This window comes from Rothia gullae, assembly GCF_024294905.1.
In the GTDB taxonomy this organism is placed as follows: Bacteria; Actinomycetota; Actinomycetes; order Actinomycetales; family Micrococcaceae; genus Rothia.
The window spans coordinates 169,902-189,628 of record NZ_JANCOC010000003.1 but is presented as its reverse complement, the minus strand read 5'-3'; the positions used below and the strand labels follow the sequence as shown (position 1 = coordinate 189,628).

General features: G+C 59.2%; 16 protein-coding genes. 10 read left to right on the top strand and 6 right to left on the bottom strand.

Annotated features, from left to right (window positions below):
* The first annotated feature begins 367 nt into the window (after nt 1-367).
* On the top strand, nt 368-1,534 hold the full coding sequence (gene sucC, locus NML54_RS03455; protein WP_005504561.1) for an ADP-forming succinate--CoA ligase subunit beta: 1,167 nt from the start codon (nt 368-370) through the stop codon (nt 1,532-1,534).
* Between the two features lie 29 nt (nt 1,535-1,563).
* Nucleotides 1,564-2,481 (top strand): succinate--CoA ligase subunit alpha, encoded by a 918-nt coding sequence (gene sucD / locus NML54_RS03450; protein WP_005508195.1) that lies wholly within the window; start codon nt 1,564-1,566, stop codon nt 2,479-2,481.
* 230 nt (nt 2,482-2,711) lie between these two features.
* Here sucD and NML54_RS03445 read toward each other — a convergent pair whose 3' ends face one another.
* From NML54_RS03445 to NML54_RS03430, 4 genes are all read right to left on the bottom strand, one after another.
* Nucleotides 2,712-3,905, bottom strand: coding sequence for a VIT1/CCC1 transporter family protein (locus tag NML54_RS03445; protein ID WP_254755923.1), 1,194 nt, complete (start codon nt 3,903-3,905; stop codon nt 2,712-2,714).
* A 360-nt stretch (nt 3,906-4,265) separates the two neighbouring features.
* The gene (gene dps, locus NML54_RS03440; protein WP_254755922.1) at nt 4,266-4,763 is read right to left on the bottom strand and encodes a DNA starvation/stationary phase protection protein Dps; all 498 of its coding nucleotides are present in this window, start codon (nt 4,761-4,763) and stop codon (nt 4,266-4,268) included.
* 343 nt (nt 4,764-5,106) lie between these two features.
* On the bottom strand, nt 5,107-5,763 hold the full coding sequence (locus tag NML54_RS03435) for an HAD family hydrolase (RefSeq protein WP_254755921.1): 657 nt from the start codon (nt 5,761-5,763) through the stop codon (nt 5,107-5,109).
* 18 nt (nt 5,764-5,781) lie between these two features.
* The gene (locus NML54_RS03430; RefSeq protein WP_254755920.1) at nt 5,782-6,465 is read right to left on the bottom strand and encodes an NAD(P)-dependent oxidoreductase; all 684 of its coding nucleotides are present in this window, start codon (nt 6,463-6,465) and stop codon (nt 5,782-5,784) included.
* Between the two features lie 253 nt (nt 6,466-6,718).
* On the opposite strand from NML54_RS03430, the gene clpB reads away from it, so the two are divergent.
* The 7 genes from clpB (at nt 6,719) to NML54_RS03395 (ending at nt 15,845) form a co-directional block, all read left to right on the top strand.
* Complete coding sequence (clpB, locus tag NML54_RS03425) at nt 6,719-9,328, top strand: ATP-dependent chaperone ClpB (protein WP_254755919.1); 2,610 nt, start codon at nt 6,719-6,721, stop codon at nt 9,326-9,328.
* Between the two features lie 162 nt (nt 9,329-9,490).
* Nucleotides 9,491-10,459 carry a Sir2 family NAD-dependent protein deacetylase gene (locus NML54_RS03420; protein ID WP_254755918.1) on the top strand — a complete coding sequence of 323 codons (969 nt, stop codon included), beginning with the start codon at nt 9,491-9,493 and terminating at the stop codon, nt 10,457-10,459.
* A 404-nt stretch (nt 10,460-10,863) separates the two neighbouring features.
* A complete protein-coding gene (locus tag NML54_RS03415; protein ID WP_254755917.1) occupies nt 10,864-12,021 on the top strand; it encodes an excalibur calcium-binding domain-containing protein in 1,158 nt (385 codons plus the stop codon).
* Nucleotides 12,022-12,346: 325 nt separating this feature from the next.
* Nucleotides 12,347-12,616: a DUF4956 domain-containing protein gene (locus NML54_RS03410; RefSeq protein ID WP_254755916.1), complete on the top strand. Its 270-nt coding sequence runs from the start codon at nt 12,347-12,349 to the stop codon at nt 12,614-12,616.
* Nucleotides 12,617-12,982: 366 nt separating this feature from the next.
* Entirely contained in the window at nt 12,983-13,192 is a 210-nt protein-coding gene (locus NML54_RS03405; RefSeq protein ID WP_005504588.1) for a DUF3073 domain-containing protein, read from the top strand.
* A gap of 326 nt (nt 13,193-13,518) precedes the next feature.
* Nucleotides 13,519-14,589 carry a phosphodiester glycosidase family protein gene (locus tag NML54_RS03400; protein ID WP_254755915.1) on the top strand — a complete coding sequence of 357 codons (1,071 nt, stop codon included), beginning with the start codon at nt 13,519-13,521 and terminating at the stop codon, nt 14,587-14,589.
* On the top strand, nt 14,586-15,845 hold the full coding sequence (locus tag NML54_RS03395) for a glycosyltransferase (RefSeq protein WP_254755914.1): 1,260 nt from the start codon (nt 14,586-14,588) through the stop codon (nt 15,843-15,845). The genes NML54_RS03400 and NML54_RS03395 overlap by 4 nt, the downstream gene beginning before the upstream one ends.
* Nucleotides 15,846-16,025: 180 nt before the next feature.
* On the opposite strand, the gene NML54_RS03390 is transcribed toward NML54_RS03395, so the two are convergent.
* Together NML54_RS03390 and NML54_RS03385 are read right to left on the bottom strand one after the other, a co-directional pair.
* On the bottom strand, nt 16,026-16,331 hold the full coding sequence (locus NML54_RS03390) for a hypothetical protein (RefSeq protein ID WP_254755913.1): 306 nt from the start codon (nt 16,329-16,331) through the stop codon (nt 16,026-16,028).
* Complete coding sequence (locus NML54_RS03385) at nt 16,328-17,074, bottom strand: S8 family serine peptidase (RefSeq protein WP_254755912.1); 747 nt, start codon at nt 17,072-17,074, stop codon at nt 16,328-16,330. The genes NML54_RS03390 and NML54_RS03385 overlap by 4 nt, the downstream gene beginning before the upstream one ends.
* 703 nt (nt 17,075-17,777) lie before the next feature.
* Here NML54_RS03385 and NML54_RS03380 point away from each other — a divergent pair.
* The gene (locus NML54_RS03380; protein WP_254755911.1) at nt 17,778-19,676 is read left to right on the top strand and encodes a S8 family peptidase; all 1,899 of its coding nucleotides are present in this window, start codon (nt 17,778-17,780) and stop codon (nt 19,674-19,676) included.
* Nucleotides 19,677-19,727 lie beyond the last annotated feature (51 nt).

The following is a 19,727-nucleotide window of genomic DNA, read 5'->3' as shown; positions in this document are numbered from 1 at the left end:
CGCCTGCTGAGAAGGTGGCCGGGGCTTTGCAGAGTACGGCGGTAAACGCCGCATTTTGCCGGTATTTCGCGGCAGACGGGGGAGCGTTAGTTTGGGTTAGTTACCCGGTGTATAGCCTTTGGGTGGAATGTACCCAAAATATTTGTGAGCTGAGACGCTAAAATCTCAGATTTGGGGCTCTGTGAGTGCGAGCTCACGCCGAATCCGATAGAGTAGAGACGAGAGAAATTCCCCGCGTCAATGATGCGTGTGTGCCGGGTGCGAGAGACCCCTATCGCACCGTACCGACCACACGGGGGATCTTCCTCTAATGAGACCAGGCCGAGTGCATCAGTACTCGGCACCACTTCGAAGAAGAAGGACACCTGTGGACCTTTTCGAATACCAGGCGCGCGAGCTCTTCGCAAAGCACGGTGTACCCGTGCTCAAGGGCATTGTTGCGACCACCCCTGAAGAAGCAAAGGCAGCAGCTGAGGAAATTGGCGGCCTGACCGTCATTAAGGCTCAGGTTAAGACCGGCGGCCGCGGTAAGGCTGGCGGCGTTAAGCTCGCAAAGTCCCCCGAAGAAGCTTACGAGCACGCTAAGGCAATTCTCGGCATGGACATCAAGGGCCACACCGTTCACCGCGTGCTGGTCGCTGACGGCGCAGACATCGCCGAAGAATACTACTTCTCCCTCCTGCTGGACCGTGCAAACCGCTCCTACCTGGCAATGTGCTCGGTAGAAGGCGGTATGGAAATTGAGCAGCTCGCTGCTGAGCGCCCCGAGGCACTGGCAAAGATCGAGGTTGACCCGCTGGTCGGCCTGGACCAGGCTAAGGCTGAGGAAATTGCTAAGGCAGCAGGTTTCTCCGCAGAACTGCAGGAGAAGGTTGTTCCCGTTCTCGTCAAGCTGGGCGAAGTCTACACCAAGGAAGACGCAACCCTGGTTGAGGTTAACCCCCTCGTTCTGACCCCCGAGGGCACCATCCTCGCTCTGGACGGCAAGGTCTCCCTGGACGACAACGCAGAATTCCGTCAGCCCGAGCACGAGGCTCTCGTGGACAAGTCCGCTGAGAACCCGCTGGAAGCTAAGGCAAAGCAGTTCGACCTGAACTACGTGAAGCTGGACGGCGAGGTCGGCATCGTTGGTAACGGTGCAGGTCTGGTTATGTCCACCCTGGACGTTGTTGCATACGCTGGTGAGAACCACGGCAACGTTAAGCCCGCAAACTTCCTTGATATTGGTGGCGGCGCGTCCGCTGAGGTTATGGCTGCCGGCCTGGAAATCATTCTGGGCGACGAGCAGGTCAAGAGCGTTTTCGTGAACGTCTTCGGCGGCATCACCGCATGTGACGCAGTGGCAGACGGCATTGTGAAGGCTCTCGAGATTCTGGGCGACGCAGCAACCAAGCCCCTGGTTGTGCGCCTGGACGGCAACAACGTTGCTGAGGGTCGCCGTATCCTCTCCGAGGCGAACCACCCGCTGGTTGTTCTGGCTGAGACCATGGACTCCGGCGCTGACAAGGCAGCAGAGCTCGCTCACAAGGCGTAATCGCCAGCAAAGGATTTCAAGGAAGTAATATGTCTATCTTTGTGAACAAGGACTCCAAGGTCATCGTTCAGGGCATCACCGGTGGCGAGGGTACCAAGCACACCGCACGCATGCTCGCAGCAGGCACCAACATTGTGGGCGGCGTGAACGCTCGCAAGGCTGGCACCACCGTCACCCACAAGGCGAAGGACGGCTCCGACATCGAGCTGAACGTGTACGGTTCCGTAGCTGAGGCTATGGAGAAGACTGGCGCGAACGTCTCCATCGTGTTCGTTCCCCCGGCCTTCACCAAGGCAGCAGTTCTCGAGGCTATCGAAGCTAAGATTGGCCTCGTCGTCGTTATCACCGAGGGCGTCCCGGTTCAGGACTCCGCAGAGTTCTGGGCAGCTGCTAAGGCATCCGTGGACGAGAACGGCAAGCAGATTACCCGCATCATCGGCCCCAACTGCCCCGGCATCATCTCCCCCGAGGAGTGCCTGGTCGGTATTATCCCGGCGAACATCACCGGTAAGGGTAAGATTGGTCTGGTCTCCAAGTCCGGTACCCTGACCTACCAGCTGATGTACGAACTGTCCGACATTGGTTTCACCACCGCTATCGGTATTGGTGGCGACCCCATCATCGGCACCACCCACATCGACGCTCTGGAAGCTTTCGAAGCTGACCCCGAGACCGAAGCAATCGTCATGATTGGTGAGATTGGTGGTGACGCTGAGGAGCGTGCTGCTGAGTACATCAAGGCAAACGTGACCAAGCCCGTCGTTGGTTACATTGCTGGCTTCACTGCTCCTGAGGGTAAGACCATGGGCCACGCAGGCGCTATTGTCTCCGGTTCCTCCGGTACCGCTCAGGCGAAGAAGGAAGCTCTGGAAGCAGCAGGTGTGAAGGTCGGTAAGACCCCCTCCGAGGCTGCAAACCTGATGCGCGAAATCTTCGCAGCGAAGTAAACAGCATAAAATGCGGCAGAAGCCGGTAGTCCATGAGGCTACCGGCATCTGTGCTTTAAACCCATCTTATATAGGGCACCCCTCATGTAATGTCAGAGCATATAGAAAACCCCCGGCGGATGATTCACCCGCCGGGGGTTTCTGTGCCCAGGATACAGCACTCACGGGAGAGTGAAGATCATTCTGTAATGGCTATATAGGCTTGTCTAAAGAGTATTCAGGAATTAGAATTAGCCGACCGTCGTGCCGAACGCCAGACCCAGCAGGTAGGTCACGAACGCTGCGCCGAAACCAATTAGAATCTGGCGAATACCCCGCTTGAGCGGGGAAGCACCCGAAAGCAGGCCCACCACGCCACCGGTCAAGCCCAGCGCCGCACCCACAAACAGCAGAGACAGTACCATCGCGAACACGCCCGACAAGCCAAAGATATAGGGCAGAATCGGAACCAACGCACCCGAAGCGAAGAATGCGAACGACGCTGCGGCGGCACCAATATCGGTACCCAAAGCAACGTTCTCCTCACGATTCTCTTCCTCGCGGTGAGATAGCGACGGATCGCAGTCGCAATCCAGGTAGCCGAAACGCTCCATCGCACGGTGATGCGCCGCCTCCGGTTCCATGCCGCGCGCACGGTAAATGAGCTCCAGCTCGTTCGAATCCAAATCCAAATCGTGCGCAACACTCAGGGTCACCTGGGTCGGCTGGGATGCATCCAGCAGTTCACGCTGAGAACGTACAGACACAAACTCACCCGCCGCCATCGACAGCGCACCCGCCAGCAGACCCGCAATACCCGAGAGCAGGACCATCGAGCTGGATGCGCCCGAGGCGGTAATACCCATAGTCAATGCCAGGTTTGACACCAAACCGTCGTTAGCGCCAAAGACCGCCGCACGGAAATTACCCGAAAGCTTCTCCCTGCCACTGGTCGCCAGGGCACGGATAATTTCCTCGTGAATTGCCTCGTCAGCCGCCATTTCCTCGGTGGCGTCCGGATCCTCAGCGTAAGGGGAGCGGGACTCCGCGCGCTGCGCCATCGCCAGGATGAACACCGAACCGAAGTTCTTCGCCAAGAATTGCAGGATTAGGGACTGCCTGGACGGGCGCACGTGAACATTCGCGTGTTCGCCGAGCATGTCACGCCAATGCTGTTGGTGACGCTTCTCCGCCTCAGCAACCTGCAGCAAGATTTCGCGGTCGGTGCCCTCGGCGCGGAGAGCCAGGTAGCGGTAGATGCGCGCCTCCGACTCTTCATCAGCCAGGTAGCGGCGCCAACGCTTAATCTGCGCGCGGGAGGGGGAGATGACGGCGCTGTGGCGGGTGGCCTGCGAAGCTTCGGTGGCGGCGTTTTCCGGCTGAAGCTTCTCGGTCTGCTCGCCGTACGTGTCTTCGCCGTGCTCGTGCGTCGCGTACGTGCTCATAGTTCTCTTTCCACGGGTGCCGTGTGTGCAGGGCGGGTTCCCTGCACCTGATGATGCGTTCATGTCTGTCTGCTCTGTCATGAACAGTGAACCACTCTAGAGCACTCTGAACAGAAAATCTAGGACGGTCTAACCCGATAAATATGTTCGCCACAACGTACTCTAGGGTAGTACTCTAGGGTACCCCGCGGGGGAGGCGAAACGTCGGGAGAAAGCACCGAAACAGTATAGAAACCGGGCGGGTGCACCCTCCATAAGGAGAGGCACCCGCCCGGTTCGTGACTCTAAAAGCTAATTCCTATATGACGTGCCGCCATGAGTAGGTTGCAGTTTAGAGGCTACAACATAGATGGTTGCGGTTTAGATGTTGCCTTCGCCGTTTTCCAGGAACGCGCGGATGAACCACTGGAACTTCTCCAGCTCAGCGGTCTGACCGATCAGCAGGTCCTCGGTGACGGGGTCGGACTCGCCAGCGAACGCAATAGCCTTGCGGTGATCCTTGATCACACGGGTGTACACGTCGTTCAGAGCGTGCAGGTGGTCAGCAACGCGTGCGCGGCCGACAGGGTAGTCCTCGACGGTGCGCTGTGCGACCAGTGCGCCAGCCAGGCCGTTGGGGGTTGCGCCCAGGGTTGCCATGCGCTCTGCGATGCCGTCGACGAACTCGCGGACGGTATCGACCTGGGGGTCAATCATCTCGTGAACGGCGATGAAGCCGGGGCCGGTCACGTTCCAGTGAGCGTGCTTCAGCAGCAGGTGCAGGTCGTTCAGGTCGTGCAGACGTGCCTGGAGAACCTCGGAAATGCCCTTGCCTTCTTCGAGGGTCAGGCCGGGTGCGGTGTAGTTTGCGAATGCCATGATGGTCTCCTTCATAATGCTGTGATGCTTGTGATTCGGTGGGGGGTTGTGGCCCCGCCGAATCGTTATTATGAGTAAATCATTTTAAGGAACCGTTGTCAAGATTATTTTGAGCAATTCGTAATAAATTGTCATCTGCGTGTCGTGCCGCTTTTAAAAGCCCCCACCCAAAAGCCCCCGCTCACCGCCCAGGCGCGCACAAAGGGTGGGACGCGCGGCATCCTATATTGCGCATCCCACCCTTTATGGTGAAGCGTATTCAGTTTTCTGCAAGGCTTCTAGCCTTTCTGCAGGGCTTCCCGCGTATAAATCGAACGGTTGCGCAAGTGCGCGAACCAGGCGGCTACGCCAGCGCGCGAACCGCCTGCAGGGTCAGCTCCTCATGCTTGAGGCGCACGGTGCCCAGCTCCGCCGGAACCTCCAGCTCGCCCGGCACAACAATGACACGCATACCCGCCGCGGTCGCACTGCGCACGCCCGAAGGGGAATCCTCGAGAGCTACGCACTGGGTCGGATCAACACCCAGACGCTCTGCCGCCAAAAGATAGGGCTGCGGGTCCGGCTTGGGGTGGGTGGTCTCATCGTTGCCAATAATCACCGAGAATGTGCCCTTGGGCGCCGCATTCGCGGTGCGGCGAGCCACGGAGGTGGTCGCGTTCGTGACGATGGCGGCCGGAATCTGCGCATCGTGAACCTCCGAGAGGAAGCGCTCAATGCCGGGCAGGAATTCGACCGGCTGATGTGCCAGGGTCTCGCGCACCTTCGCCACCAGTCGATCGTTAATCTCCTGGTCCGGCAGGTTTACTCCGCGTTCGCGCAGGCGATCCAGGGTGAACTGCATGGATAGGCCCAGGCAGTCGAGGGTATCCTGTTCGGTCCAGGTGCCGCCAAATTCTGCGGTGAGAGCAACCTTTGCGGCAGCCCATACGGGTTCGGTATCGACGAGAGTTCCGTCGTGGTCGAAGAGAATGGCGGCGGGGAAGGTGTTCGTAGTCGTCATGCCATTAAGCCTACCGGTTTATTTCTGGGGTGAGCGTAGAGTAGCATCCTCAATCGTTACCAAAAAATCTGTGCCCGCGTTCTGGGGATTCTTGGCGATAGTGAGCAGCGCATCGGCAACGTCCTCACGGGAAATCGTCGGGATACCCGGAGCTCGCTCGACACTCGCCATGTCAAATACCTTCACCTCGCCCTTACCGGGCTTGTCGGTCAGTCTACCCGGATGGGCACGCGAAATATACGGCTGATATTCGGCGACCAGGGCGTCCGCCTTAACCTTGTCGGTAAAAATGCCGCGCATGATGACCTTGCACACCAGGCGCATGGGTAGGGACGCGGTCCGTACCGTATCGCCCACACCGTAGGCACTCATCAGAAGGCAGTGCTTTACACCTGCGCCCGTGACCACCTCCATGATGAGAGGCAGACGCTCCTGCATGAATGTGGAGGAGAGAAATTCTCGTACCGTGGCTTTCTGGCCCAAGATGCTGACCATCACGTCCTGCCCGGAGGATGCTGCGGCGAGCTGTTCGGCATCGTTCAGGGCTCCCGGAACGATAGTGAGATTTTGGTGCGTCCCCAAAAGCGCTAGGGCCTTGTTGGGGTTGCGTACGTAGGTGGTGACGGTGTGCCCGTCCTCCAGGGCTTTGCGTGTAAAGAGATAGCCGGTGCGGCCGGTTGCGCCTAGAACCAGTATTTTCATGTGGGTCCCCATTCGTGACTGTGATTGTTGCGGGAACTCGCAAGTGCCCAGTGTGTTCACTATAACAATAGGGCTTTTGGGTGGAGTTTGCGTTTTCGCCGCTTTATTCGTGCGAAGAGCCCTTAGTTGTTGCCGAAATTTTAATCTCAAAACCTTGGTTAACCCCTTGTGCAGAATAGTTGAGTGTAGTAGACTCAAGTTATGTAATGCAGGGGCGCATAGGATAAGCCCTTCGAAATACGAAAGGAACATCATGGACAACAAGTTCACCACCAAGAGTCAAGAAGTCATCTCGGCGGCAAATACTAACGCTCAAACCGCCGGCAACCCCACTATTGAAACTGCGCACATTCTCAAGGCCCTCATGGACCAGCGCGAAGGTGTCGCCGTAGCAGTCCTCAAGGCTGCAGGCCTGGATGTGGACGCTATCTCCGAGGTGGCATCTGCTGAAATCAAGAAGTTGCCGAAGGCATCCGGTGCCTCCGTGCAGAACGCTTCCCTCAGCCGTGCCGCACTCTCCGCTCTGCAGGTGGCACAGACCCGCGCCCAGGGCTTCGGTGACACCTACGTTTCTACCGAAATGATTCTGCTCGGCATCGCCAGCGGAACCGATAGCACCGCAACCGCAATGCACAAGCTCGGCGCTACCGCAGAGCTCATCGCGCAGACCATCCCCAATGTTCGAGGAGACCGCACCGTGGACACCCCTGACCCCGAGGGCACCTTCCAGGCGCTCGAAAAGTACGGCACCGATCTGACCGCCATTGCCCGTGCGGGCAAGCTCGACCCGGTCATCGGCCGTGACTCTGAGATTCGCCGCGTCGTGCAGGTGCTCTCCCGCCGCACCAAGAACAACCCCGTGCTGATTGGTGAGCCCGGCGTCGGTAAGACCGCCGTCGTGGAAGGGCTGGCACAGCGCATGGTTTCCGGCGATGTGCCCGAATCCCTGCGCGGCAAGACCCTCATCAGCCTGGACCTGGGCTCCATGGTCGCAGGCGCAAAGTACCGCGGCGAATTCGAGGAGCGCCTGAAGGCAGTCCTCGAAGAAATCAAGAAGTCCGAGGGTCAGATTGTGACCTTCATCGACGAGATTCACACCGTCGTCGGTGCTGGCGCATCCGAAGGCTCCATGGACGCAGGCAACATGCTCAAGCCCATGCTTGCCCGAGGCGAGTTGCGCCTGATTGGTGCCACCACCCTCGACGAGTACCGCGAGAACATCGAGAAGGACCCCGCACTTGAGCGCCGCTTCCAGCAGGTGTACGTGGGCGAGCCCAGCGTAGATGACACCATCGGTATTCTGCGCGGCCTGAAGGAACGCTACGAGGCACACCACAAGGTGCAGATTGCTGACTCCGCGCTGGTTGCCGCAGCAACCCTGTCCAACCGTTACATTCCCTCCCGTCAGCTGCCGGACAAGGCAATTGATCTGATTGATGAGGCAGCATCCCGCCTGCGCATGGAAATTGACTCCGCACCGGAGGAAATCGACCAGCTGCGCCGTGCCGTGGACCGTCTCACCATGGAGGAACTGGCACTTGCCGGCGAAACCGATCCCGCATCGGTTGAGCGTCTGGAAGCGCTGCGCAAGGACATGGCTGACAAGAAGGAACAGCTTGACTCCCTCAACGCCCGTTGGGAAGCCGAGAAGGCGAACCTGAACCGCGTGGGTGACCTCAAGACTGAGATTGATGAGCTACGCTCCCGCGCTGAGGTAGCACAGCGTGAAGGCAAACTCGCTGAGGCATCCCGCCTGCTCTACGGCGAAATTCCCGCAAAGCAGGCAGAACTGGAAGAAGCACAGCGCGCCGAGGACAACGCCAAGAACGAATCCATGGTCTCCGAAGAGGTCACCGCGGACGATATTGCCGAGGTGATTTCCTCCTGGACCGGCATTCCCGCAGGTCGCATGATGCAGGGCGAATCTGAGAAGCTGCTCGAAATGGAGAAGCGCATCGGTGCCCGCCTCATCGGCCAGGAAGACGCAGTGGTTGCCGTCTCTGACGCTGTCCGGCGCGCCCGCGCTGGCATTTCCGACCCGGACCGCCCGATTGGTTCCTTCCTGTTCCTTGGCCCGACCGGTGTCGGTAAAACCGAGCTGGCTAAGGCACTGGCTGAGTTCCAGTTCGATGACGAGCGTGCCCTGGTACGCATCGACATGAGTGAATACTCCGAGAAGCACACCGTTTCTCGCCTGGTCGGTGCCCCTCCCGGATACGTCGGCCACGAAGAGGGCGGTCAGCTGACCGAGGCTGTACGCCGTCGTCCCTACTCGGTGGTGCTGCTCGACGAGGTTGAGAAGGCGCACCCCGAGGTCTTCGACATCCTGCTGCAGGTACTCGATGACGGCCGCCTGACCGACGGCCAGGGCCGCACCGTGGACTTCCGCAACGTCATCCTGATCCTGACCTCGAACCTCGGTTCGCAGTACCTGGTCAACCAGGACATGCCCTTCGAGGAGCGCTCCGAGAAGGCCTTGGAGGTTGTTCACCAGGCATTCCGCCCCGAGTTCCTCAACCGACTGGACGACATCATCATGTTCCAGCCGCTGTCGGCTGAGAACCTGGGTCAGATTGTGGGTCTGCAGGTCAAGAGTATGGCTAAGCGTCTGGAGGACCGCCGCCTGACCCTGAACGTCACTCCTGCCGCTCTGGAGTGGCTGGGTAAGACCGGCTACGACCCGGCATTCGGTGCCCGCCCACTGCGCCGCCTGGTTCAGCGTGAGATTGGCGACCGCCTGGCTCGCGGCATCCTCTCCGGCGCTATTCACGACGGTGACACCGTGACCGTGGATGTGAACCCGGATGTTGCCAGCGACGGCCTGTCGGTGACCTCCGAGCGTGAGCAGAAGGCTGAGAACTAAGCTCAACCGGTTGGCTGGGCGGACTTAGCCTGTGGCTGAGTTTGCACGTTCGAAACCATAAGAAATAGGCTGTGGGGTACCCTCAAAAGGGGGTGCCCCACAGCCGTTTAACGCGTTAGAACCGTGCTGACCGCACTAGTACACAGAGCATTGAGGAGAAGAATGGACCGCTGGACTGACCACCAGAACTTCGCCGCCGCCGGTGAGCAGCGCGAAGAAATCGCCTCCGTGCACCGTGCCGCGATTCGCTCGATTCAGCGTGTTGTCTCTGAGAATGCCGCCCCGCACGACGAAGAATACGCCTCCGCGGGTATTGCCGAGCTACTCAAGGCGGGTAAGGTTCTCGTGCTCACCGGCGCGGGCGTGAGCACCGAATCCGGCATCCCCGACTACCGTGGACCCGGCGGCTCCCTACACGACCACCGCCCAATGACCTACCAGGAATTCCGCTACGATGACGCCGCCCGCCAACGTTACTGGGCGCGCTCCTACGTGGGTTGGCGCCGCATGCGCCGCGCCAAACCGAACCGCGCCCACTATGCGCTCGCCGAGCTGGAGCAGCTGGGTGCCGTGAGTGGCGTGATTACGCAGAACGTGGATGGGCTGCACGCCCGCGCTGGGAGCTCCAGCCTGCTCGCACTGCACGGCGACCTCTCCCGTATTGTGTGCCTAGACTGCGGGCAGGACGAGAGCCGCGAAAGCCTGGACACGCGCCTGGACGCGGCGAACCCCGGCTACCTGGCGCGCCTAGAAGACGAAGAGCTGCGCGTGAACCCTGACGGTGACGTGGAGCTGGACGAGTGCTATATTCGTGATTTTCAGATGGTGCCCTGCATCGCCTGCGGTTCGACTCGCCTCAAGCCGGATGTCGTGTACTTTGGCGAATCCGTGCCCGCCGAACGTAAGGCACGTAAGGACGCCATGCTCACTGAATGTTCGGCGCTGCTGGTGGTGGGCTCCTCGGTGGCGGTTATGAGCAGCTACAAGATTGTGCTGGAGGCTCTGCGCACCGGCAAGCCGGTCGCCATCATCAATGGCGGTCCGGGTCGTGCGGATGTGAAAGCAACCTACCTGTGGCGCAGCGGCGTGGGTGAGGCACTGGAACTCATGCTCGATGCCGTTGACGTTTAAGGTTGCCGGGGGTGTTGCCGGGGTCTAGGCGGTGCTGTTTCCCCCTGTAAATGCTGTTTCTCTAGCGAATTTTGCCGCGTGTGCACTGACCCAATGCGCAACGGGAAGAACTCCTAAAAACTGTTGTCGCTACCCCGTGTGGTGGCGTGTGAGGGTCCCCTCCTCTGAATGCTTTTGAGTGTTCGGGCGGAGGTGATTTTAGCGTTTAACGGGGTGGGGCATGTACCTGTTAGTTTCTTCAACGTGGGGTTGAGGCTTCTGGGATGCACAGCGGTGTAAAAGGCTCATATAGTTCAACCATGCCTTCAAGAACCCTTCAAGAAAACCCCTATTTATGAGTCAGGTCATGGCAAATTGACGTATTGGGAGCCGGTATCTCAAGCTTTGCTCGTTAGAATGGGGGTATGAAAATTCGAAACAACATCGCACGCATCGGCGCCACCGCACTCATCGGCTGTGGCCTCGTGGCAACTTCCGGCCCCGCAACCTTCGCTGTGGAAGGTGCGCCTCAGATTGTCCACTCCTACGCAGACTCTGCACGCTTCATCTCCCCCAACGTATGGGTTGAGGGTCAGGATCTAAACATTGGTGGCGAAGGCTTCAAGACCGCTGACGGTACCTCCGGTTCTGTTCTGGCACTGAAGCTAAACAAGGGCGCTGTTAAGATTAATGGCCAGGACTACCTGGAAATCCACGCTGATAGCAACGGTAACTTCTCCGTTACCATCCCCTGGCAGGCAGAGCTGCACGGCAGCGTTTCTGTCGACATTTACCTGCTGTCCGGCTCCCTGAAGGACGGCGACGTTCCCCGCGGCGGTAAGGCAGCTACCGTGACCATTAAGGTCGCAGAGCAGCCCGCTCCGGCTCCTTCGGAGGATCCGACCCCGGCACCCACCCAGGATCCCACCCCCGAGCCCTCCAAGGAAGCAACCGCTGAGCCGACCACCGAGGCTCCCAAGCCTGCTGAAGAGACCTCCGCACCCGCTGAGGAATCCTCCAAGCCTGCTGACGAGAACGCGGCTCCCCAGCCCGCAGAGAACTTCCGCTTCCAGAACTGCGCCGACGTTGAGGCTGCAGGTGAAGCACCGATCCGCAAGGGTCACCCGGACTTCCGCGAGAAGTTTGATGCTGACAGCGACGGCGTCGGCTGCGAGCAACCCGCTGACTACGAGAACTCTAACTCTGCAGATAACCAGAACAACGGTGGTCAGAACTCTGGCGGTCAGACCTCTAGTAACAACCTCTCCGCTGGCCAGAACTCCTCTGGTAATGCTACCGAGAGCCACCGTTTCCAGAACTGCGCCGACGTTGAGGCGGCAGGCCTGGCACCGATTAGCAAGGACCACCCGGACTTCCGCGAGAAGTTCGATGCTGACCACGACGGCATCGGTTGCGAATGGCCGGTTGACTACGAGAATGCTACTAACGCATCTTCCAAGAGCTCTTCTTCCCTGGCTAAGACCGGTGCATCCGATGCGATGACCGCTGCTGGTCTGGGTCTGATTGCTCTGAGCGCTGGTAGTGCGACCATCGTGGCAACCCGTATGCGCAAGAAGGCATAATAACGCCTAGTCGCTAAATTTTTTAGCTACTTTTATGGGCTCCCTCCATATCGGAGGGAGCCCATTTTTTGTGCCTTTTGATACCGCAGAAGATACAGAAAATATAGTGGAGAGAGGAAAAGATAATAGCCTCTAGTGCATTTGACCAGCAGATTTACTAGAGACTTCTAACACTTATCTCTAAGGTAAGGGCAGTACAGGGTAAACACAGTATCGCACGAGATTCTAGATACCAAGCAGACAGGGCAACAACGCCACAGCCCAAAGCTGATGGACAGACAGCTAGAGCTAAGCGGATATCACGACACGAAGCTGGAGAACCCTGATGAACATTCTGACCATGGCGATTGCCGATGCCATAGCCATCGCCTCGCTCTGCACCCTCTACATGGTGCGGCACCGCAACCGCGAACTGATGATTTCCTACGCAGTCATCAACGCCGGCATCTTCACCGTCTCGGTGGCGCTGGTATCTGCCGGATCGAACGCATCCGCCATGGGCATGGGCCTCTTCGGTGTCCTGTCGATTATCCGATTGCGTTCCACCGCCCTGGCTTCTAACGCCACCTCGCTGGGCTCCTTTACCGCAAGCTAAGCGGGGGTGCCCTCCCTAGACCCCGTGCGGGATGTCATGACCTGCACGGTACCCTCTCTGAATCCGGTCTTGTGAGTGAGCCAGAGGCAGAGACACTCGCCCCGTATCGGATGTAGTGATATATCCGGTGCGGGACTACGTGTTATGCAGGGAATGTGGCGTCGGGGGTAAAAAGCAGCGGGTGCAAAATAAAACGGTTGTTCCGGTGCGAAGAAGTGCTCTGATACGAAAAATAGGTGCCGCTGAGCGAGACATTCAGAGCTGAAACAGGGTACTGTATAGTGTAGTAAAGACTGTTGAACGATCCGAGAGCGATGCGCCGTGTGCGCTGTTCGCCTCGGACAGGATGAAAGAGGGGGTCACGCCATGGGGCGCGGCCGTCAGAAGGCTAAAGCAACAAGGCAGGCTCGGGAGATGAAGTACTTCAGCCCCGAGACCGACTACAGCGCACTCGAGCGCGAGCTCAGCAGTGCGAAGAAAACGAAGTCCTCCGATTCGTCCCGCCGTCGCTATGACGACGAAGACGACTACTCGGCATACGCAGAAAAGTACGCGTCCTACGAGGATGAGGCATAAAGAATACGCGGAATGATTCGGTGCATATCGACCGAGCGTATTTCATAGATGAGGAACCGGCTTGAGGCCCCGCACGGGGTGCTCAGCCGGTTTTTTCGTGCCCCCAGTTTTTGCGGATGCAGTTGGGTGTGCGCGAGGACAGGTTGTTCGGGGGGTAACCATGTGGAACGCAAAGCTAATGCACATGTTTATACATGAATATGCATAGCATCATTTGCTAATAAAGCATAGACAGTAATAAAAAAAGTTTGAAATGAATAAGCATACATAGCTTCTGCACAGCTTAGCCATGCCTGGCGCAGAGAATAGACCGGCATTCTAGAGACATGAACAACGAACAGAACATGACTCAGAATATTGACCAGGCCACCCTGCCCGCAGCAGAACAAGCTAATGCAGCGCAAACCGCTGCAGAGCAGAATCTAGCCAAGAAGAAGCTCACCCGTCGAATTTTTATCGGCGGCGGCCTCGGCGCACTCGCAGTAGTCGGCAGCGGCGCAGGCTGGGCCTACAACCGCTACCTGGCAGAGCACACCGAAATTGAAGACACCACCGCCTACGAGGCAGCAGCAGCCCAGGCAAATGCAAATGCCTCCGGCTCAGCCACCGCAGACCCCACCGAACTGACCGGCGTGAAGGTCAACGGCCAGAGCCTCACCGCTAACGAAGGCTCGATCACCATCACCTCCAACACCACAGGCAGCGGCGCGGATGCGGTCGTCTCCTTCGTAGCAGACATCAAACTCGACAACGCAACCCTGCTACGAAGTGCCTTCGCCAACAACAAGTTTGGCCAGAACATCATCGATACCCCCTCGAACATTGCCTCCGAACATAACGGCATCTGGGCGATCAACGGCGACTACTACGGCTTCCGTACCACCGGCATCGTAATCCGAAACGGTGTCGTCTACCGTGACGCCGGTGCTCGCGAGGGTTTGGCCTTCTACCGCGACGGCACCGTCAAACTCTACGACGAAACCGCAACCAACGCCCAGACCCTCGTCAACGAGGGCGTGTGGAACACCCTCTCCTTCGGCCCCGCACTGGTCAAGGAGTCCGCAATCGTCGACGGCATCGACAGCGTCGAAGTGGACACCAACTTCGGTAACCACTCCATCCAGGGCAACCAGCCGCGAACCGGTGTGGGCGTGCTCGGCACCAACCACCTGGTCTTCATCGTGGTCGACGGCCGCTCCACTAACTATTCGCGTGGCGTGACCGTGCCCGAGCTCGCCCAAATGTTCAAGGACCTCGGCTGCGTGAGCGCCTACAACCTGGACGGTGGTGGCTCCTCCGCCATGGTCTTCAATAACGAGCTGGTTAACCGCCCGCAGGGTGGCACCAAGGAACGTGGCACCAGCGACATCCTCTACATTGCAGGGAGCGCATCGTGATTATCCTGATACCCGCCTATAAGCCGGACCAATCACTGGTCCGCCTTGCCCGGACCCTGCGCGAACAGGAACCTGCCGCCGAAATCCTCGTGATTGACGACGGATCCGGCAGCGCCTACGCACCCATCTTTACCGAACTGCGCATCGACGGCGTGACCGTGCAGACCCACCCCTCCAACAAAGGCAAAGGCTCGGCACTATGCACCGGCATCGCCTGGGTGAAAGCAAACCGCCCCGGCGAGGTCATCGTCACCGCCGACGCGGACGGCCAGCACCTCCCCCAGGACATCTTCCGAGTGGGTATGCGCACCGAAACCGCCGCGGTCGCAGGGCAGCGGAGCATCATCCTCGGTGTGCGTACCAAGCCCGACCCGAACGCCGGTGAAAAAGGCACCAGGGTGCCGCTGCGCTCCAAAATTGGCAATAGCGCAACCGTAGGCTTCTTTGCCCTGGCGACCGGTGCTCGCGTGGCAGACACCCAGACCGGTCTGCGAGGCTTCACCCCGCAGATCCTGGACTGGCTGCTACAGATCCCCGGCGGTAAGTACGAGTACGAGTTCTCCAAGCTGCTACGCGCAACCCGTGCAGACGTGGACCTGGTGCAGGTACCCATCGTGAAGGTCTACGAGCCCGGCAACCCGACCAGCCACTTTAGGCCCCTGCAGGACTCAGCGCTCATTTACGCACCGCTGCTTGCCTTCCTGGCTTCGTCTTTCCTGACCGGCTTCCTCGTGGATGCTATCGCCCTCTTCGTCCTGGTGAGCATGGGTGCTCCGCTGCTGGCAGCCGTGGTCGGTGCCCGCATCATCTCGGCGCTGACGAACTTCACCGTCAACCGAATGCTCATGCACGACGGAGGTTCACGCCCCTCGGCATCCTCCTCGCTGGTACGGTACACCATGCTGGCGGTGGGTATCCTCGCAGCCAACGCGGCTCTGATGGAAGCTTTGACTGGCATGGGCGCGTCCCTGCTGGTTGCCAAAATCCTGACCGAACTGATCCTTATTCCGGTCAGCTTCGCGGTTCAGCGCCGCTGGGTCTTCCTGCCCACCCAGGGTCAGGAAAAGCCGCGAGAGAAGGTGGCGGCAACCAATGCACCCTCGGGTCTGCGTGCGGTCAGCTACGAATCCGCTCGCATGGAGGCTGCCGGTATCCGTACCGGGGTGTGCGTCTCCCAGGCACGCCCCCAGCTCGCCTACCGTAGCGTCCCGCATGCTGGGGAGTGTCCTAAGATTTCTCTCACCTGTCAGTCGTGAGGGTGGGTGGGAGAAGCAAGCTGCAGCACCAAAAGCGGCAGCGTTCTGTTCACGAAAAGCCCCCGCTGAGAAAACTCAACGGGGGCTTTTTGTATGCGCTATACAGTGGCGGCGCCATTCAGTTGACATCATCCTGCGGAAGCCTATTGGCTCACCGGCTTCCAAAGGACAACGCGCCGATTAGCGGTCGGGAATCAGGCCGCGGGGAGTAATCAGGAACGGCGGGTTGTGGTTAACAGCCGGGTTAGTCACGTAACCAACACGTGCCGCACGAGTCGGGTACTTGGGCGCACGCTTCGGCCAGGGCTTCACAGTCGGGTTCGGGTCCTTCTCGCCCTGCAGCATAGCCAGTGCGCTCGCCGCATTCACAATGCCGGAACCACATGCGTTCACATCGCAGGCGAGCGGCTTGGAGCTCTGCTTCAGGATATGCTTTGCACGCTCAGCGTTCAGCGACGGATCCACGGACTTCATCAGAGCAATCACGCCAGCAACCTGGGGGCCGCCATGGAGGTGCCGTCGTACTCGGTGTAGCCTGCGCCGGTGGACACGGTGGTACCCAGGTCCACGGTGGACATGATGCTGCTGCCGGGGGCGCTCACATCGACAATCTTGCCGTAGTTGGAGAAGTCGCTGCGCTTACCCTCCTGGTCGGTAGCGCCCACCACGATCGAACCGCCGCAGTTAGCCGGAGCGACCTTGGAGTTAGCAGCACCGCGAGCACGTGCGTTGGAGCGGCGCAGTAGGTCGGGCTCAACCGACGCGACGGAGGGGTTAGAGCTCAGCGCTGCCATGTACTTCTCTGCCTGCTCTGCGCTGAGCTTGGAGGAGAGAGTTACCACGGTCGCCTTCTGGGCGGTGGTGCGTACATAGCTGGTCTTGACCTTCAGCAGATTGTCGATGCTCTTCACATCGGAGCTGATGCCGGAGTAGAGGGCGTCGCTCCAGGTGGCGACTTGGGTGCCTGCGGGGCTTGCCCAGTTGATACCGCCGGCGTTCAGTGCGCTGTCGGTGTAGGTGATGACGAAGCGGTTGAATCCTGCCTTCTGCTGTGCGGAGCTGAGGGAGGAGATGGTGGTGTGTGCCTTGGCACGCTCGGCGTCGTTAGCCTTGGTGGGTGCCGCGAAGGATGCGGGGGCGCCCAGGGTTGCGACGAGTGCTGCGGCGGTGCCCAGGCTCAGCGCGGCGCGAGCGATGCGGCGCGGTGAGGGGTGAGTGGTAAAAGACATCGGGGTCCTTTGCGTATGTGAGTGCCGGAAGCGGTAAGTGGGTTGGTCATCCACTCACATAAATGCACCTTCGAGAAAATATCTGCATTCTTTTTCGTATTTACTTGTGAGGAGCGAATAGAAAAAGAAAATACACATCACTGCATTGATGTGTATTTTTCTCTAAAACCCCGTGCGGGAGTTCTTTGGAAGTGGTTTATGTGGTGAGATATCGCTATCCTAGTACCTTTTCCTGGGCGTGAAGCGGTTAAAACCTCGACAGTGTGGTGTAAATAATGAGATTTTTCTTTCATATAAATGCAGATAAAGAAATGCCTAGCTGAACTATTCTCGTGGATTTAAAGTAAAGATTTAAATTTTACTCACCTATACATAAAATGACTTGCATCACAAAGGTTATTTTTATCATAAAGTAACCCAAAAAGGGTGCTAGAGTATCTCACGGTGCGTACCCGTGCATGCACAATGTGGGCTACCCTCAATAGCCCCACAGGCCACAGCGCAGACACCATGCACCACAGCGCCATGCATTAACTACCCCGCACAACGACATCTACCCAGCAGATACGTGCGACGAAAACACCGCACAGCGCTAACACCTCACTCCTCCGTATTCACTCGTACCGAGCGCACGCCCTCAACGCGAGCCGGCAACGCTACGCCGCATCGTGCGCACCCGGTACCACTCACCTCAAGGATGTCTATGCTTCGCATTGCTCGCCCCTCGCAGGCACGCTCCTCACAGCGTTCCCTGCTGAGCTTCGTCACCGCAACTTGCCTGCTCTCGGCAAGCGTGATCCCCGCCGTGGCGGCACCCACCGCGCAGGCTACTCATGCAACCCAGACTTCTGCGGCGGCACAGGCTTCTAACACCACCCAGATTTCCAATACCGCGCAGACCACCCAGTCCACGCCCGTAGCGTACAACCGCTTCATCATCACCTATACCGATGAGGCGAAGAACGCCGCCTCCACCGATGCCACCGCAGACCAGATTGACTGGTCTGCAACCGCCGGGACCCAGCAGGCAACTTGGAGCGACGCACTCTACGCGGGTATCAGCTCCGAGGTGCAGAGCATTGACGAGCTGCTGAACATTAAGACCAGCTATGTCCGCTCCACCGCGCTGGATGCCAGCGTGGTAACCACCTCCGCAGAGCTCACCCCCGCGCAGGCGCAGCAGTACATGAACGCCCTGAGCGCGAACTCCAAGGTCGCCTCCGTGTCGCCCGATATGCGCCGCTACGCCACCGTGGACAACACCTCGAAGACTGTCAAAATCAACGACCCGAAGATGAACCGCATGTGGTCCCTCACCGGTGAGAAAGGCGTCTCCGCGCTGGAGGCGTGGGGCACCACCCGCGGCAAGGGCGTGACCGTGGCGGTGCTGGACTCCGGCATTACCTCCCACCCGGATCTGGACGCTAACGTGCTGCCCGGCTACGACTTCATTGCCGAGTCTGCGTTCTCTAATGACGGCAATGGCCGTGACTCCGACCCGACCGATGCTGGTAACTGGACCGTAGACAACCAGTGCTTCACTGGTTCGAAGGCGACCGCCTCCGACTGGCACGGCACCCATGTGGCGGGCACTATTGCCGCTATCGCGAACAATAACGAGGGCATTGCCGGTGTGGCACCCGAGGCGAAGATTGTGCCCGTGCGCGTTCTGGGCGCCTGCGGCGGCTTCGACTCGGACATCACCGACGGCATTATTTGGGCTGCCGGTGGTCGCGTGCGCGGCGTCCCCGCAAACCAGAACCCCGCCCAGGTCATTAACATGTCCATCGGTAGCGAGGGCACCTGCACCACCCCGTACCGCCAGGCGATTGCTCAGGCGAATAAGCGTGGCTCCATCGTGGTTGTCGCAGCGGGTAACAACAACTTTGATGCCTCGAAGTCCAGCCCCGGCAACTGTGAGGATGTCATCAACGTGGGTGCAACCGATAAGAACGGCAAGCGATCCTACTTCTCCAACTATGGTTCCCGCGTGGACGTGAGCGCACCCGGTGGCGATCGCCGCTACTGGGGTGGCGGTATTCTTTCCACCCTGAACGCAGGTAAAACCGCTCCCGGTAAGGCCGACTACGCCGAGTACCAGGGCACTTCCATGGCAGCACCGCATGTTGCCGGTATTGTGGCGCTCATGAAAGCGGTCGACCCGAAGCTGACTTACGCTCAGGCGAAGAAGGCTCTGCAGTCCACCTCTCAGGGTGTTGAGTGCGACCAGTCCGCGTGCGGTTCCGGCATTGTGAACGCGGCGCGCGCGGTTCAACAGGTCCGCTCTGACCGTGAGGCTGCCGACGCTGCTGCGGCTGAGGCGGCACGCAAGAAGGCAGCTGAAGAGGCGGCACGTAAGAAGGCTGAGGAGGACGCTAAGCGTCAGCAGGCCCCCGCGCCGAAGGTGACCCCCGCTCCTAAGCCCAGCCGTCCGGTGACTCGCCCGTCCCGCCCGGTGACTCGCCCCTCCTATCCGTCGCGTCCGCGTTACCGCCACACTCCGCGTTACCGCTCCTGGTACGGTGCTTCCGCGAACACCTACCCGAACAGCGGCTACCCGAACAATGGCTACATGGGCTTCGCAACCGGTAACCACCGCTAGTCATCTCCGCTAGCTGAGTTAGGGTTTAGACACGAAAAGCCCCCGATGAGT

What these genes read in the sequence shown, in the direction of transcription:
- sucD (WP_005508195.1), top strand. Translation starts at nt 1,564, where the DNA reads ATGTCTATCTTTGTGAACAAGGACTCCAAGGTCATCGTTCAGGGCATC.
- NML54_RS03445 (WP_254755923.1), bottom strand. Translation starts at nt 3,905, where the DNA reads ATGAGCACGTACGCGACGCACGAGCACGGCGAAGACACGTACGGCGAG.
- dps (WP_254755922.1), bottom strand. Translation starts at nt 4,763, where the DNA reads ATGGCATTCGCAAACTACACCGCACCCGGCCTGACCCTCGAAGAAGGC.
- NML54_RS03435 (WP_254755921.1), bottom strand. Translation starts at nt 5,763, where the DNA reads ATGACGACTACGAACACCTTCCCCGCCGCCATTCTCTTCGACCACGAC.
- NML54_RS03430 (WP_254755920.1), bottom strand. Translation starts at nt 6,465, where the DNA reads ATGAAAATACTGGTTCTAGGCGCAACCGGCCGCACCGGCTATCTCTTT.
- clpB (WP_254755919.1), top strand. Translation starts at nt 6,719, where the DNA reads ATGGACAACAAGTTCACCACCAAGAGTCAAGAAGTCATCTCGGCGGCA.
- NML54_RS03420 (WP_254755918.1), top strand. Translation starts at nt 9,491, where the DNA reads ATGGACCGCTGGACTGACCACCAGAACTTCGCCGCCGCCGGTGAGCAG.
- NML54_RS03415 (WP_254755917.1), top strand. Translation starts at nt 10,864, where the DNA reads ATGAAAATTCGAAACAACATCGCACGCATCGGCGCCACCGCACTCATC.
- NML54_RS03410 (WP_254755916.1), top strand. Translation starts at nt 12,347, where the DNA reads ATGAACATTCTGACCATGGCGATTGCCGATGCCATAGCCATCGCCTCG.
- NML54_RS03405 (WP_005504588.1), top strand. Translation starts at nt 12,983, where the DNA reads ATGGGGCGCGGCCGTCAGAAGGCTAAAGCAACAAGGCAGGCTCGGGAG.
- NML54_RS03400 (WP_254755915.1), top strand. Translation starts at nt 13,519, where the DNA reads ATGAACAACGAACAGAACATGACTCAGAATATTGACCAGGCCACCCTG.
- NML54_RS03385 (WP_254755912.1), bottom strand. Translation starts at nt 17,074, where the DNA reads ATGTCTTTTACCACTCACCCCTCACCGCGCCGCATCGCTCGCGCCGCG.
- NML54_RS03380 (WP_254755911.1), top strand. Translation starts at nt 17,778, where the DNA reads ATGCTTCGCATTGCTCGCCCCTCGCAGGCACGCTCCTCACAGCGTTCC.